This window comes from Pseudomonas sp. QE6, from assembly GCF_041379005.1.
GTDB lineage: Bacteria > Pseudomonadota > Gammaproteobacteria > Pseudomonadales > Pseudomonadaceae > Pseudomonas.
Window position 1 is genome coordinate 2,940,985 of record NZ_CP166873.1, and the last position, 13,619, is coordinate 2,954,603.

A 13,619-nucleotide genomic window follows, 5' to 3' on the forward strand; every position below is an offset into this window, starting at 1 on the left:
CGCCGTTTCGAAAAAGTTGGAACGCTTCCTGCTAAATCCCCTGCAAACGCCCTCCTGGGCGTCAAAAGTTTGATCCGGCGGACGCAAGATCCGCCGCAGGGCAGGGGAGTCAAGGGTGGACCGCACGCAACTGATCAGCAACGTTCGCAGCAATCTGGCGGGCCTGGGCCGGGGCAATCTCGGCGTGCCGCTGCTGCTGCTGGCCATGCTGGGCATGATGACCCTGCCAATCCCGCCGTTCCTGCTGGACGTGCTGTTCACCTTCAACATCGCCTTGTCCATCGTGGTCCTGCTGGTCTGCGTGTACGCGCTGCGGCCGCTGGACTTCGCCGTGTTCCCGACCATCCTGCTGGTCGCGACACTGCTGCGCCTGGCGCTGAACGTCGCCTCCACCCGCGTGGTGCTGCTCCACGGGCATGACGGCCACGCCGCCGCGGGCAAGGTGATCCAGGCCTTCGGCGAGGTGGTGATCGGCGGCAACTACGTGGTCGGTATCGTGGTCTTCGCGATCCTCATGATCATCAACTTCGTGGTGGTCACCAAGGGCGCCGGGCGCATCTCCGAAGTGAGCGCGCGCTTCACCCTCGACGCCATGCCGGGCAAGCAGATGGCCATCGACGCCGATCTCAACGCCGGCCTGATCGAACAGGCGGAAGCCAAGAAGCGCCGCGCCGAAGTGGCCCAGGAAGCCGACTTCTATGGCTCCATGGACGGTGCCAGCAAGTTCGTTCGCGGTGACGCCGTCGCCGGCCTGCTGATCCTCTTCATCAACCTTATCGGTGGCGTGGCCATCGGCATGCTCCAGCACTCGATGAGCTTCGGCGATGCCGGCAAGGTCTACGCCCTGCTGACCATCGGTGACGGTCTGGTGGCGCAGCTGCCGTCGCTGCTGTTGTCCACCGCCGCGGCGATCATGGTGACCCGCGTGTCCAGCGCCGAGGACATGGGCCAGCAGGTCAACCGGCAGATGTTCGCCTCGCCCAAGGCGCTGGCCATCTCCGCCGCGATCCTGATCGCCATGGGCCTGGTGCCGGGCATGCCGCACATTTCCTTCGTCGGCCTGGGCGGCCTGGCCGCTGGCGGCGCTTACCTGATCTGGCAGCGCCAGCGCCAGGCGGCGCAGCAGGCCGAGCAGGAAACCCAGCGCCAGCAGGAGCTGCTGCCGGCCCAGCGCGCCCAGGAAACCAAGGAGCTGGGCTGGGACGACGTGACCCCGGTGGACATGGTCGGCCTGGAAGTCGGCTACCGCCTGATCCCGCTGGTGGATCGCAACCAGGGTGGCCAGCTGCTGGCGCGGATCAAGGGTGTGCGCAAGAAGCTGTCCCAGGACCTGGGCTTCCTGATGCCGTCGGTGCACATCCGTGACAACCTCGACCTGCTGCCCAACGCCTATCGTTTGACGCTGATGGGTGTCAGCGTGGCGGAGGCCGAGATCTACCCGGACCGCGAGCTGGCGATCAACCCCGGCCAGGTGTTCGGTACCTTGAACGGTATCGCCGGCAAGGACCCTGCCTTCGGCCTGGAGGCCGTGTGGATCGAGGCCGCGCAGCGCGACCAGGCGCAGTCCCTGGGCTACACCGTGGTCGACGCCAGCACCGTGGTCGCTACCCACCTGAACCAGGTGCTGCACAAGCACGCCCACGAACTGCTTGGCCACGAGGAAGTCCAGCAACTGATGCAACTGCTGGCCAAGACCTCGCCCAAGCTCGCCGAAGAACTGGTGCCGGGGATGATCTCCCTGTCGACCCTGCTCAAGGTCCTGCAGGCGCTGCTGCAGGAGCAGGTGCCGGTGCGCGACATCCGCACCATCGCCGAAGCCATCGCCAACGTTGCCGCCAAGAGTCAAGATCCCGCCGCCATGGTGGCGGCAGTTCGCGTCGCGCTGTCCCGCGCAATCGTGCAAACCATTGTGGGACTAGAGCCGGAGCTGCCTGTGATCACTCTGGAGCCCAGGTTGGAACAGATATTGCTGAACAGTCTGCAGAAGGCCGGACAGGGCTCCGAAGACGGCATGTTGCTGGAGCCCGGAATGGCGGAAAAGCTGCAACGCTCGATGGTCGAGGCGGCGCAGCGCCAGGAAATGCTCGGCAAGCCGGCGATCCTGCTGGTGGCCGGTCCCGTCCGCGCGATGATGTCCCGATTCGCGCGGATGGCGGTCCCCACCATGCACGTGCTGGCTTACCAGGAAATCCCGGACAACAAACAAGTGACGATCGTCGCCACCGTTGGGCAGAACTGATTGAGGTCGCAGGCCATGCAGGTAAAACGCTTCTTCGCCGCCGATATGCGTCAGGCCATGAAACTGGTCCGTGACGAGCTGGGCCCGGACGCCGCGATCATCGGCAATCGCCGTGTCGCCGGTGGCGTGGAACTGACCGCGGCGCTGGACTACCAGGCCCCGGCGGCGGCCAGCAAGCCGAACCCGGCGCTGGAAGCCGAGCTGCGCAAGACCCAGGCGCGCATCGCCCAGGCCAGGGCCGAGCTGAGCGAGCCGACCCGCATGAGCGAGGCCGTGAGCAAGGACCGTCAAATGTACGACGCGCCGGCGCCGCGCCGCAGTGCCGCCGAGACCCTGGCCGAAGCCATGGCCGCCCCGGTTGCGCCGGCCGCCGCCAACGTCGGCCAGCAGGCGCTGGAAGCCATGCGCTTCGAGCTCAACGGTCTGCGTGAACTGATCGAAGTGCAGTTGGGCTCCATCGCCTGGAACCAGCTGCAGAACCAGCGTCCGAAACAGGCCAACCTGTGGCGCCGCCTGCAGCGCATGGGCCTGCCGGCGGACCTGTCGCGCAGCCTGCTGGAGAAGGTGGCCTCCATCGCCGATCCGAAGCAGGCCTGGCGCATGCTGCTGGCGCACCTGGCGCGCTCCATCAACACTCCGGAAATCGACCTGCTGGAGCAGGGCGGGGTGGTTGCGCTGGTCGGCCCGGCCGGCATGGGCAAGACCACCACCCTGGCCAAGCTGGCGGCGCGCTACGTACTGAAATACGGTGCGCAGAGCATTGCCCTGGTGTCCATGGACAGCTTCCGCATCGGCGCCCAGGAGCAGATCAAGACCCTCGGTCGCATCCTCAACGTGCCGGTGACCCTGGTCGATCCGGGCCAGTCGCTGATCCAGGCCATGGCGCCGCTGGCGCGCAAGCGTCTGGTGCTGATCGATACCGCCGGCCTGCCCGCCAACGATCCGGCGCTGCGCATGCAGCTCGAAGCCCTGGCGGCGCAGAGCCTGAACGTGAAGAACTACCTGGTGCTGGCCGCGACCAGCCAGAGCCAGGTGCTCAAGGCCGCCTGGCAGAACTATCGTTCGTGCGGATTGGCCGGATGCATCCTGACCAAGCTGGACGAAGCCGGCAGCCTCGGCGAGGCGCTCGCTCTGGCAATTGGCCAGCGTCTCCCGGTAGCCTATCTGGCGGACGGTCCGAAGATTCCGGATGATCTGCAGGTTGCACGCAGCCACCAGCTGGTCAGCCGCGCGGTGAGCCTGCAGGCACCGGAAGAACCGAGCGAGGACGCCATGGCCGAGCTGTTCGCCGGCCTGTACCAGCAGCCGGTGCGTCGCGCCAGCTGAACGAATTGAACGGCCCCGTGGTGGGGTGACGGGCGGCCAGGTGGGCTGCCCGGCGAGGCGGATGCTCTGGGAGACGATCCGCGAACGCCGGAAGCGGTAGAGCACCGCAGCCGGCAGGGCTGCAGCGCCAGGGGGCGCGGTGGCTGAATGACGAGACAAGGTATTGATATGGGCATGCATCCTGTACAGGTAATCGCAGTCACCGGTGGCAAGGGTGGTGTCGGCAAGACCAACGTGTCGGTGAACCTGTCGCTGGCGCTGGCCGACCTCGGCCGCCGCGTCATGCTGCTGGACGCCGACCTGGGCCTGGCGAATGTCGACGTGCTGCTGGGCCTGACCCCCAAGCGCACGCTGGCCGACGTCATCGAAGGCGAGTGCGACCTGCGCGACGTGATCCTCCAGGGACCCGGTGGCGTTCGCATCGTCCCGGCGGCTTCCGGCACGCAGAGCATGGTGCACCTCACCCCCATGCAGCACGCCGGCCTGATCCAGGCCTTCAGCGACATCAGCGACAACATCGACGTGCTGGTGGTGGACACCGCCGCCGGCATCGGCGACTCGGTGGTGAGCTTCGTCCGTGCCGCGCAGGAAGTGCTGCTGGTCGTCTGCGATGAACCCACTTCGATCACAGACGCCTACGCTTTGATCAAGCTGCTCAACCGCGACTACGGCATGACTCGCTTCCGCGTGCTGGCGAACATGGCCCACAGCCCCCAGGAGGGCCGCAACCTGTTCGCCAAGCTGACCAAGGTCACCGACCGATTCCTCGACGTGGCGCTGCAGTACGTGGGCGCCATTCCGTACGACGAGTCGGTGCGCAAGGCGGTGCAGAAGCAGCGTTCGGTGTATGAGGCGTTCCCGCGCAGCAAGGCTTCCCTGGCCTTCCGTGCGATAGCGCAGAAAGTCGACAGCTGGCCGCTGCCGGCCAACCCGCGTGGGCACCTGGAGTTCTTCGTCGAGCGCCTGGTGCAGCATCCCACCACGGGTTCGGCCGTATGATGACGGCCTCCGGAGCGCGTATGTACAGCAAGGCGCAGGCGCAAAACTCCCAGGACCAACTGATCCAGCGGTACGCGCCGCTGGTCAAACGCATCGCCTACCACCTGCTGGGCCGCCTGCCGGCCAGCGTGCAGGTGGAGGATTTGATGCAGGCCGGCATGATCGGCCTGCTGGAAGCGGCGAAGAAATACGATGCCGGCAAGGGCGCGAGCTTCGAGACCTACGCTGGCATCCGCATCCGTGGGGCCATGCTCGACGAGGTGCGCAAGGGCGATTGGGCCCCGCGTTCGGTGCACCGCAACACCCGCATGGTCAGCGACGCGATCCGCACCGTCGAGGCCAGAACCGGTCGTGACGCTAAAGATCAGGAAGTCGCTGCCGAACTCAATATGAGTCTCGAAGAGTATTACGGCATTCTCAGCGACACCCAGGGCAGCCGCCTGTACAGCTTCGACGATCTGCTGCAGGACGGCGAGCAGGGCAGCGGCCTGGCCGAAGACGCTTCGCACCAGGGCAACGAGCCCTCCCACGGCCTGGAAGACGAACGCTTCCAGGCGGCGCTGGCCGACGCCATCACCAAGCTGCCCGAGCGTGAGCGGCTGGTGCTGGCCCTGTACTACGACGAGGAACTCAACCTCAAGGAGATCGGCGAAGTGCTGGGGGTCAGCGAGTCCCGGGTCAGCCAGCTGCACAGCCAATGCGCCGCGCGCCTGCGGGCGCGTCTGGCGGAGTGGCGCGCGCACTGAGGTTCGGGTAGTTTCGCGTCGGATTTTTCTCAGGCGTCAGACGCAGGTTTCAGAATTCTTCCGGGCGACGTCCCTTTGACGCCGCCCACACGGGATGAGCGCACGGCGCTCGATGAATTGACGGCACGCCCGCCAGGACGTGCCTGGTATCGATGGAGGTCGGTTTGGACAAGAATATGAAAATTCTCATCGTGGACGACTTCTCCACGATGAGGCGCATCATCAAGAACCTCCTGCGGGACTTGGGGTTCACCAACACCGCAGAAGCCGACGACGGCACCACTGCGCTGCCGATGCTGCACAGCGGCAACTTCGACTTCCTCGTCACCGACTGGAACATGCCCGGCATGACCGGCATCGACCTGCTGCGCGCGGTCCGCGCCGACGAGCGCCTCAAGCACCTGCCGGTGCTGATGGTCACCGCCGAGGCCAAGCGCGACCAGATCATCGAAGCGGCCCAGGCCGGGGTCAACGGCTATGTGGTCAAGCCTTTCACCGCTCAGGTGCTGAAAGAAAAGATCGAGAAGATTTTCGAGCGGGTCGGCAGTTAAGGCTGGCAGAGAGGGCGTCATGGATCTCGTCAACGAATCCGCGGGTGACTTCGAGTCGACCCTGAAAAAACACGCGCGCGAATTGGTCGACTGCCTGGATCGCGGTGAAGTCCAGACCGCCGTGCAGCTGATTTCCGAGCTCAACCAGGCGCGCGATCGCGGGCTCTACCAGGAAGTCGGCAAGCTCACCCGCGAGCTGCACAACGCCATCGTCAACTTCCAGATCGATCCCAATTCCCGCCACGCCGAGGAAATGTCGCAGATCGCCGACGCCACCGATCGTCTCTCCTACGTGGTGAAGATGACCGAGAAGGCGGCCAACCGCACCATGGACCTGGTGGAAGAGTGCACCCCGGTGGTGATGCACATCGAAACCCAGGCCAAGGAGCTGCAGGAAGACTGGGCGCGCTTCATGCGCCGCGAACTGGGACCCGAGGCCTTCCGTGACCTGGCCAAGCGCGTCGAGCAGTTCCTCTACATCAGCGCCCAGGACAGCCGCAAGCTCTCCGCGCACCTCAACGACATCCTCCTGGCGCAGGACTTCCAGGACCTCACCGGTCAGGTGATCAAGCGCGTCACCAAGCTGGTCACCGAGGTCGAGTCGAACCTGGTCAAGCTGGTCTGGATGGCCGGCCAGGTGGACCGCTACGCCGGTATCGAGCATGACTACCAGGGCATGAGCGAGGCCGTCGAAAAAGAAAGATCGTCCAAGGGTGAAGGTCCGCAGATCGCTGCCGATACAAGAAAAGACGTCGTATCCGGTCAGGACGACGTTGACGACCTGTTGTCCAGCCTGGGTTTTTAAGCGTCGCCTGACGCTGTAGAGGGAGCACCGAATGAGCTTCGACGCCGATGACGAGATCCTCCAGGACTTCCTGGTGGAGGCCGGCGAGATCCTCGAGCAACTGTCCGAGCAACTGGTCGAGCTGGAAAGCCGACCCGATGACATGGACCTGCTCAATGCGATTTTCCGTGGGTTCCATACCGTCAAGGGCGGAGCCGGCTTCCTCCAGCTGAACGCGCTGGTGGAGTGCTGCCACATCGCCGAAAACGTCTTCGACATGCTGCGCAAGGGCGAACGCCGCGTGGATGCCGAACTCATGGACGTGATGCTGCAGGCGCTGGATACCGTCAACGTCATGTTCCAGCAGGTGCGTGACGCGCAGGAGCCGACCCCGGCTACGCCGGAGTTGCTCGCTGCCCTGTCGCGCCTGGCTGATCCGAACGCCGCGCCGGCCGAAGCTCCGGCGGCCGCCGAGCCCGTAGTCGAGCCAGCGCCGGTGGCTCCGGCAGTCTACGGCGACATCACCGATGCCGAGTTCGAGCAACTGATGGATGCGCTCGAACCCGCCGCCGACGCCCCCGCGGCATCGGCGGGTGCCGGTGGCGACGACATCACCGACGACGAATTCGAGGCGCTGCTCGACCAGTTGCACGGCAAGGGCCAGTTCGGCGGCGCCCAGTCGCCCGCCAGCGCCGCGCCCGCTGCGAGCGAAGCCGCTCCGGTCGCCAGTTCGGGTGACGACATCACCGACGACGAGTTCGAAGCGCTGCTTGACCAGCTGCATGGCAAGGGCCAGTTCACCGGCGCGAAGGAAGAGCCGGCCGTTGCTGCGCCTGTGGATAAAGCAGAGCAAGCCACCGAGGCTTCCACTGTCGGCGGCAACGACAACATCACCGACGACGAATTCGAAGCGCTGCTCGACGAGCTGCACGGCAAGGGCCAGTTCACCGGCGCGAAGGAAGAACCGGTCGCAGCTGCCAAACCGGCCGCCGCGCCGTCGCCGGCCAAGCCCGCTGCACCGGCGAAGGCCTTGGCCGCCAAGCCCGCCGAGGCGCCGCGCCCGGTCGCCGCCGCCGAGAAGCCGGCCAGCGAGGCGGAAACCACCGTGCGTGTGGACACCGCGCGCCTCGACGAAATCATGAACATGGTCGGCGAACTGGTGCTGGTGCGTAACCGCCTGGTGCGCCTGGGTGCCAACAGCGGCGACGAGGCGATGGCCAAGGCCGTGTCGAACCTCGACGTGGTCACCGCCGACCTGCAGTCGGCGGTCATGAAGACCCGCATGCAGCCGATCAAGAAGGTCTTCGGACGCTTCCCCCGCCAGGTCCGCGACCTTGCGCGCAACCTGAAGAAAGAGATCAACCTGGAGCTGATCGGCGAAGAGACCGACCTGGACAAGAACCTGGTCGAGGCCCTGGCCGACCCGCTGGTGCACCTGGTGCGCAACGCGGTGGATCACGGCATCGAAGGCCCGGACGAGCGCGAAGCCGCCGGCAAGGCGCGTTCCGGCCGGGTGGTGCTGTCCGCCGAACAGGAAGGCGACCACATCCTGCTGTCGATCTCCGACGACGGCAAGGGCATGGATCCGGACGTACTGCGCGCCAAGGCCGTGGAGAAGGGCCTGCTGGACAAGGACGCCGCGGACCGTCTCTCCGAGTCCGACTGCTACAACCTGATCTTCGCCCCGGGCTTCTCGACCAAGACCGAGATTTCCGACGTCTCCGGCCGTGGTGTCGGCATGGACGTGGTGAAGACCAAGATTTCCCAGCTCAACGGAATCATCAACATCTATTCCACCAAGGGCCAGGGCTCGAAGATCGTCATCAAGGTCCCGCTGACCCTGGCGATCATGCCGACCCTGATGGTGATGCTGGGCAACCAGGCCTTCGCCTTCCCGCTGGTGAACGTCAACGAGATCTTCCACCTCGATCTGTCGAACACCAACGTGGTCGACGGCCAGGAAGTGGTGATCGTCCGCGACAAGGCCCTGCCGTTGTTCTACCTCAAGCGTTGGCTGGTGCCGGGCGCGCAGTATGACGAGCCGGGCGAGGGCCATGTGGTGATCCTCTCCGTGGGCACCCAGCGCATCGGCTTCGTGGTCGACCAGCTGGTGGGCCAGGAAGAGGTGGTGATCAAGCCGCTGGGCAAGATGCTGCAGGGCACGCCGGGCATGGCCGGGGCAACCATCACCGGTGACGGGCGCATCGCCCTGATCCTCGATGTGCCGAGCATGCTCAAGCGCTACGCGCGGCGTATCTGATTCTTGCGCGCGCGGGGACGCCCGCGCGCGTGGCAAGGCTTCATTCAGGAGTGTCTATGGCTGTCAAAGTCCTGGTGGTGGACGATTCGGGATTCTTCCGCCGCCGTGTCTCGGAGATTCTCTCCGCCGATCCGCAGATCCAGGTGGTCGGCACGGCCACCAATGGCCGCGAGGCGATCGACCAGGTGCTGGCGCTCAAGCCCGACGTGATCACCATGGACTACGAGATGCCGTTGATGGACGGCATCACCGCCGTGCGAACCATCATGCAGCGTTGCCCGACCCCCGTGCTGATGTTCTCCTCGCTGACCCATGAGGGCGCGCGGGTGACCCTGGACGCGCTGGATGCCGGCGCGGTCGACTACCTGCCGAAGAACTTCGAGGACATCTCGCGCAACCCGGACAAGGTCCGCCAGTTGCTGTGCGAGAAGGTCCACACCATCGCCAAGAGCAACCGCCGCTTCGCCGCCTACGCCTCGTACTCCACGAGCGCTCCGGCTGCCGCGCCGGCGCCTGCCGGCAGCGCCCTGCGCCAGACCGCTCCCGCTTCGTCGGGTGGCGGCCATGCGCCGGCCGCCCCGGCCCCGGCGACCTCCGCCGCCCCAAAGCGTAAGCCCTACCGGCTGGTGGCCATCGGTACTTCCACCGGTGGGCCGGTGGCGCTGCAGCGGGTCCTGACCCAGCTGCCTGCCAACTTCCCCGCGCCGCTGGTGCTGATCCAGCACATGCCGGCGGCCTTCACCAAGGCGTTCGCCGAGCGCCTGGACAAGCTGTGCAAGATCACCGTCAAGGAAGCCGAGGACGGCGACCTGCTGCGCCCCGGCGTGGCCCTGCTGGCCCCCGGCGGCAAGCAGATGATGGTCGACGCCCGCGGCGCCGTGCGCATCCTGCCCGGCGATGAGCGCCTGAACTACAAGCCCTGTGTCGACGTGACCTTCGGTTCCGCGTCCAAGGCCTACGGCGACAAGGTGCTGGCGGTGGTCCTCACCGGCATGGGCGCCGATGGCCGCGAAGGCGCGCGCATGCTCAAGCAGGGCGGCAGCCAGGTGTGGGCGCAGGATGAAGCCAGCTGCGTGATCTACGGCATGCCCATGGCGATCGCCAAGGCCGGCCTGGCGGATGCGGTGTACAGCCTGGACGACATCGGTCGCCATCTCACCGAGGCCTGCGGCTGATGGATGTCCTCAGCATTGTCGGCCTGATCCTCGCGCTGGTCGCCATCGTCGGTGGCAACTTCCTCGAGGGCGGGCATGTCGGCGCGCTGGCCAACGGCCCGGCGGCGCTGATCGTGATGGGCGGCACCCTGGCCGCCGCGCTGCTGCAGACCCCGGTGGCGGTGCTCAAGCGCTCGGTGCAGATGCTGCGCTGGATCATCCTGCCGCCCAGGGTGGACCTGGTCGGCGGCATCAACCATGTCGTGGGCTGGAGCATGACCGCGCGCAAGGAAGGCCTGCTGGGGCTGGAAACCGTCGCCGACGCTGAACACGATCCTTATGCGCGCAAGGGCCTGCAACTGCTGGTGGATGGCGCCGAGCCGGAGGCCATCCGCAGCATCCTCGAAGTCGACCTGTACAACCAGGAAACCCGCGACCTGGCGGCGGCCAAGGTATTCGAAGCCATGGGCGGCTACTCGCCGACCATCGGTATCATCGGCGCGGTGATGGGCCTGATCCACGTGATGGGCAATCTCGCCGACCCCAGTCAGTTGGGCAGCGGCATCGCCGTGGCCTTCGTCGCCACCATCTATGGCGTGGGCCTGGCCAACCTGCTGCTGCTGCCGGTGGGCAACAAGCTGAAGAGCATCGTGCACCGCCAGTCCTGCTACCGCGAAATGCTGATGGAGGGCCTGCTGTCCATCGCCGAAGGCGAGAACCCGCGCTCCATCGAACTGAAGCTGCAAGGCTTCGTCGGCTGAAGGGGAGAGCGTATATGCCTCGCCGCAGACGTCACGAGGAACACGAGAATCACGAACGCTGGCTGGTGTCCTACGCGGACTTCATTACCCTGCTGTTTGCCTTCTTCGTGGTGATGTACTCGATCTCCTCGATCAACCAGGGCAAGTACAAGATCCTCTCGGAAACCCTGACCGGCGTGTTCAACCAGCCGGATCGCGCGGTCCGCCCGATCCCCATCGGCGAGGAACGGCCGCGCACCCAGCAGCCGGACCAGTCGCTCAACGAACCGATGGACGACGGCCAGGCCCAGGGCAGTCCGGATACCCTGGAACAGATCGCCAGCAGCATGCGCGAGGCGTTCGGCGAGCTGATCAAGAGCGACCAGGTCAGCGTGCGCGGCAACGAGTTCTGGATCGAGATCACCCTCAATTCCAGCCTGCTGTTCCCCAGCGGCGATGCGATTCCCAACGACACCGCGTTCAACATCGTCGAGAAGGTCGCCAGGATTCTGGCGCCTTACCGCAACCCGGTGCATGTCGAAGGCTTCACCGACAACGTGCCGATCCACAACAGCCAGTACCCGACCAACTGGGAGCTGTCGGCCGCCCGCGCCGCGAGCATCGTGCGCATGCTCGCCCAGGACGGGCTGGATGCCGGCCGATTGGCCGCGGTGGGCTATGGTGAATTCCAACCGGTAGCGGACAATGCGACGGCCGAAGGGCGCGCCCGCAACCGCCGGGTGGTGCTGGTGATCTCCCGCAACCTCGAAGTACGTCGTGCGGTGAGCGGCGTGGGCAGCGGCAAGGCGCAGCCGGACCCGGCGTTGCGACATGCTGGCACGCAACCTGCACCAGTGGTTGCCAGCGAGGCGCCCGGCAGTGGCGCCGTCAAATCTTCGTCATCGGCGGCAGGGGAGTGAGCACCATGACACCCCTGAACCGATCCTGTGCCAGCGGGGAGCCAGCACTATGAAAGTCTGGGCGGTAGCCAACCAGAAAGGTGGCGTCGGCAAGACCACATCCTCCATCGCCCTGGCGGGCCTGTTGGCCGACGCCGGCAAGCGCGTGCTGATCGTCGACCTCGACCCGCACGGTTCGATGACCAGTTACTTCGGCCACGATCCGGATACCCTGGAGCACAGCGTATTCGACCTGTTCCTGCACCAGGGCAACGTCCCCGAGGGGCTGCCGGAGTCGCTGCTGCTGCCCACCAGTCACGAGAACGTGCGCCTGCTGCCGTCGAGTACCGCGCTGGCCACCCTGGAGCGCCAGTCGCCGGGGCAGAACGGCCTGGGCCTGGTGATCGCCAAGAGCCTGGCGCAGCTGTGGAACCAGTTCGACCACGCGATCATCGACAGCCCGCCGCTGCTCGGCGTGCTGATGGTCAACGCGATGGCGGCCAGCCAGCACCTGGTGATCCCGGTACAGACCGAGTTCCTCGCCTTGAAGGGCCTGGAGCGCATGGTCAACACCCTGAAGATGGTCAACCGTTCGCGCAAGCAGGCGCTGCCATTCACCATCGTGCCGACCCTGTTCGACCGCCGCACCCAGGCTTCGCTGGGCGCGCTGCGGGTATTGCGCGACACCTATCCCGACACGCTCTGGCAGGCCTTCGTCCCGGTGGACACCAAGCTGCGCGACGCCAGCCGCCACGGCCTGGTACCGTCGCGCAACGATGCCAACAGCCGGGGCGTGATCGCTTATCGCGCGCTGCTCAAGCATCTGCTGGCGCAGGTACCGGCGGCGCAGGTGGCCTGAGCATGGCGAGCATGAATTTCCGACGGGATGGCTCAAGTCTCGTCATTCGGCGGCCGATAGGCTGGAAAGTCCCTTTGCGCGGTCATCAATCATGAGTCGTTCCGCTACCGCCACGCGTCCCCAGCTCGCGCTGCAGTCCTACCTGGACGCGCTGTTGCAGGATGCTTTCGAGGAGTTCGCAGGCGACCCCGCCCCGGCTCCCGCTGCCGCGCCCGAAGCGCCGGCGCCGGTCGTCCTGGCCGCTGTCGACCCCGTCGCGCCGGTGGTCGTCGAGGCCCAGCCGTCCCTGGTGGAGCCGCAACGCGACAGCGTCAGCCTGGATGAATTCGAAGCCGCGGTGTTCGAGGAGCAGGTGCGCGATGCCCGCCTGAGCTTCGTCCGCGAGCCCGTTGCGCGGACGGTCGAGCCCGAACCGATGCTGGCGCCGCCCAGCGAGGCTGTGCCGCCGACGCACGGCGCGCAGGTCATCGAGCTGCGCCAGCCGGGCAGCGCCGAGCTGCCGGCCGCGCCGCTGGCGCTGCTGGACAACGGGCGCCCGGTGTGGGCCGCCGAACCCTTCGAATGCCTGCTGTTCGACGTCGCCGGGCTGACCCTGGCGGTGCCGCTGGTCTGCCTGGGCTCGATCTACCCGCTGGCGGGCCACGAGCTGACCCCGCTGTTCGGCCAGCCGGACTGGTTCCTCGGTATCCTGCCGGGCAACCAGGGGGGCAATCTGAAGGTGCTGGACACCGCGCGCTGGGTGATGCCCGAGCGCTACCGTGACGACTATCGCGAAGGCCTGCAGTATGTGATCTCCGTGCAGGGCTACGAGTGGGGGCTGGCGGTGCACCAGGTCAGCCGCTCGATCCGCCTGGACCCGTCCGAGGTGAAGTGGCGCACCCAGCGCCAGCAGCGCCCGTGGCTGGCCGGCACGGTGATCGAACAGATGTGCGCGCTGCTGGATGTCTCGGCACTGGCCGAGCTGATCGCCAGCGGCGCAACGCGGCGCCCTCAGCACTGAGCGCGTCGATCCATTAAACGAAAGCCACCACGTCGCCGCCGGCGTGGTGCCAGAAGAGGCGA

The 13,619-nt window shown here is 66.3% G+C and carries 12 protein-coding genes; all 12 read left to right on the forward strand.

Annotated elements, in window-relative coordinates; translation table 11 throughout:
* Nucleotides 1-115 precede the first annotated feature (115 nt).
* The 12 genes from flhA to ACAW63_RS13750 all read left to right on the forward strand — a co-directional run bounded on the left by flhA (nucleotide 116) and on the right by ACAW63_RS13750 (nucleotide 13,557).
* Complete coding sequence (gene flhA, locus ACAW63_RS13695; RefSeq protein ID WP_371234341.1) at nucleotides 116-2,239, forward strand: flagellar biosynthesis protein FlhA; 2,124 nt, start codon at nucleotides 116-118, stop codon at nucleotides 2,237-2,239.
* A gap of 15 nt (nucleotides 2,240-2,254) precedes the next feature.
* A complete protein-coding gene (gene flhF, locus ACAW63_RS13700) occupies nucleotides 2,255-3,565 on the forward strand; it encodes a flagellar biosynthesis protein FlhF (RefSeq protein ID WP_371234343.1) in 1,311 nt (436 codons plus the stop codon).
* Nucleotides 3,566-3,733: 168 nt separating this feature from the next.
* Entirely contained in the window at nucleotides 3,734-4,564 is an 831-nt protein-coding gene (gene fleN, locus ACAW63_RS13705) for a flagellar synthesis regulator FleN (protein WP_015476555.1), read from the forward strand.
* On the forward strand, nucleotides 4,561-5,310 hold the full coding sequence (gene fliA, locus ACAW63_RS13710) for an RNA polymerase sigma factor FliA (RefSeq protein WP_275607936.1): 750 nt from the start codon (nucleotides 4,561-4,563) through the stop codon (nucleotides 5,308-5,310). Before fleN ends, fliA begins: the two co-directional genes overlap by 4 nt.
* A gap of 176 nt (nucleotides 5,311-5,486) precedes the next feature.
* Nucleotides 5,487-5,861, forward strand: coding sequence for a chemotaxis response regulator CheY (locus ACAW63_RS13715; protein ID WP_085988857.1), 375 nt, complete (start codon nucleotides 5,487-5,489; stop codon nucleotides 5,859-5,861).
* Nucleotides 5,862-5,880: 19 nt separating this feature from the next.
* A complete protein-coding gene (locus ACAW63_RS13720) occupies nucleotides 5,881-6,666 on the forward strand; it encodes a protein phosphatase CheZ (protein WP_275607935.1) in 786 nt (261 codons plus the stop codon).
* 31 nt (nucleotides 6,667-6,697) lie between these two features.
* Entirely contained in the window at nucleotides 6,698-8,905 is a 2,208-nt protein-coding gene (locus ACAW63_RS13725) for a chemotaxis protein CheA (RefSeq protein WP_371234346.1), read from the forward strand.
* 56 nt (nucleotides 8,906-8,961) lie between these two features.
* Nucleotides 8,962-10,080 carry a chemotaxis response regulator protein-glutamate methylesterase gene (locus ACAW63_RS13730; protein WP_371234347.1) on the forward strand — a complete coding sequence of 373 codons (1,119 nt, stop codon included), beginning with the start codon at nucleotides 8,962-8,964 and terminating at the stop codon, nucleotides 10,078-10,080.
* The gene (locus ACAW63_RS13735; RefSeq protein ID WP_371234349.1) at nucleotides 10,080-10,820 is read left to right on the forward strand and encodes a flagellar motor protein; all 741 of its coding nucleotides are present in this window, start codon (nucleotides 10,080-10,082) and stop codon (nucleotides 10,818-10,820) included. The genes ACAW63_RS13730 and ACAW63_RS13735 overlap by 1 nt, the downstream gene beginning before the upstream one ends.
* A gap of 14 nt (nucleotides 10,821-10,834) precedes the next feature.
* Complete coding sequence (gene motD / locus ACAW63_RS13740; protein ID WP_371234351.1) at nucleotides 10,835-11,719, forward strand: flagellar motor protein MotD; 885 nt, start codon at nucleotides 10,835-10,837, stop codon at nucleotides 11,717-11,719.
* A 49-nt stretch (nucleotides 11,720-11,768) separates the two neighbouring features.
* Complete coding sequence (locus ACAW63_RS13745) at nucleotides 11,769-12,557, forward strand: ParA family protein (RefSeq protein ID WP_371234352.1); 789 nt, start codon at nucleotides 11,769-11,771, stop codon at nucleotides 12,555-12,557.
* A gap of 91 nt (nucleotides 12,558-12,648) precedes the next feature.
* Nucleotides 12,649-13,557 carry a CheW domain-containing protein gene (locus ACAW63_RS13750; protein WP_371234354.1) on the forward strand — a complete coding sequence of 303 codons (909 nt, stop codon included), beginning with the start codon at nucleotides 12,649-12,651 and terminating at the stop codon, nucleotides 13,555-13,557.
* Nucleotides 13,558-13,619: the final 62 nt, after the last annotated feature.

Excerpts from the sequence above, each read along its gene's own strand:
- flhF (WP_371234343.1), top strand. The coding sequence starts at position 2,255 with ATGCAGGTAAAACGCTTCTTCGCCGCCGATATGCGTCAGGCCATGAAA.
- fleN (WP_015476555.1), top strand. The coding sequence starts at position 3,734 with ATGGGCATGCATCCTGTACAGGTAATCGCAGTCACCGGTGGCAAGGGT.
- fliA (WP_275607936.1), top strand. The coding sequence starts at position 4,561 with ATGATGACGGCCTCCGGAGCGCGTATGTACAGCAAGGCGCAGGCGCAA.
- ACAW63_RS13715 (WP_085988857.1), top strand. The coding sequence starts at position 5,487 with ATGAAAATTCTCATCGTGGACGACTTCTCCACGATGAGGCGCATCATC.
- ACAW63_RS13720 (WP_275607935.1), top strand. The coding sequence starts at position 5,881 with ATGGATCTCGTCAACGAATCCGCGGGTGACTTCGAGTCGACCCTGAAA.
- ACAW63_RS13725 (WP_371234346.1), top strand. The coding sequence starts at position 6,698 with ATGAGCTTCGACGCCGATGACGAGATCCTCCAGGACTTCCTGGTGGAG.
- ACAW63_RS13730 (WP_371234347.1), top strand. The coding sequence starts at position 8,962 with ATGGCTGTCAAAGTCCTGGTGGTGGACGATTCGGGATTCTTCCGCCGC.
- ACAW63_RS13735 (WP_371234349.1), top strand. The coding sequence starts at position 10,080 with ATGGATGTCCTCAGCATTGTCGGCCTGATCCTCGCGCTGGTCGCCATC.
- motD (WP_371234351.1), top strand. The coding sequence starts at position 10,835 with ATGCCTCGCCGCAGACGTCACGAGGAACACGAGAATCACGAACGCTGG.
- ACAW63_RS13745 (WP_371234352.1), top strand. The coding sequence starts at position 11,769 with ATGAAAGTCTGGGCGGTAGCCAACCAGAAAGGTGGCGTCGGCAAGACC.
- ACAW63_RS13750 (WP_371234354.1), top strand. The coding sequence starts at position 12,649 with ATGAGTCGTTCCGCTACCGCCACGCGTCCCCAGCTCGCGCTGCAGTCC.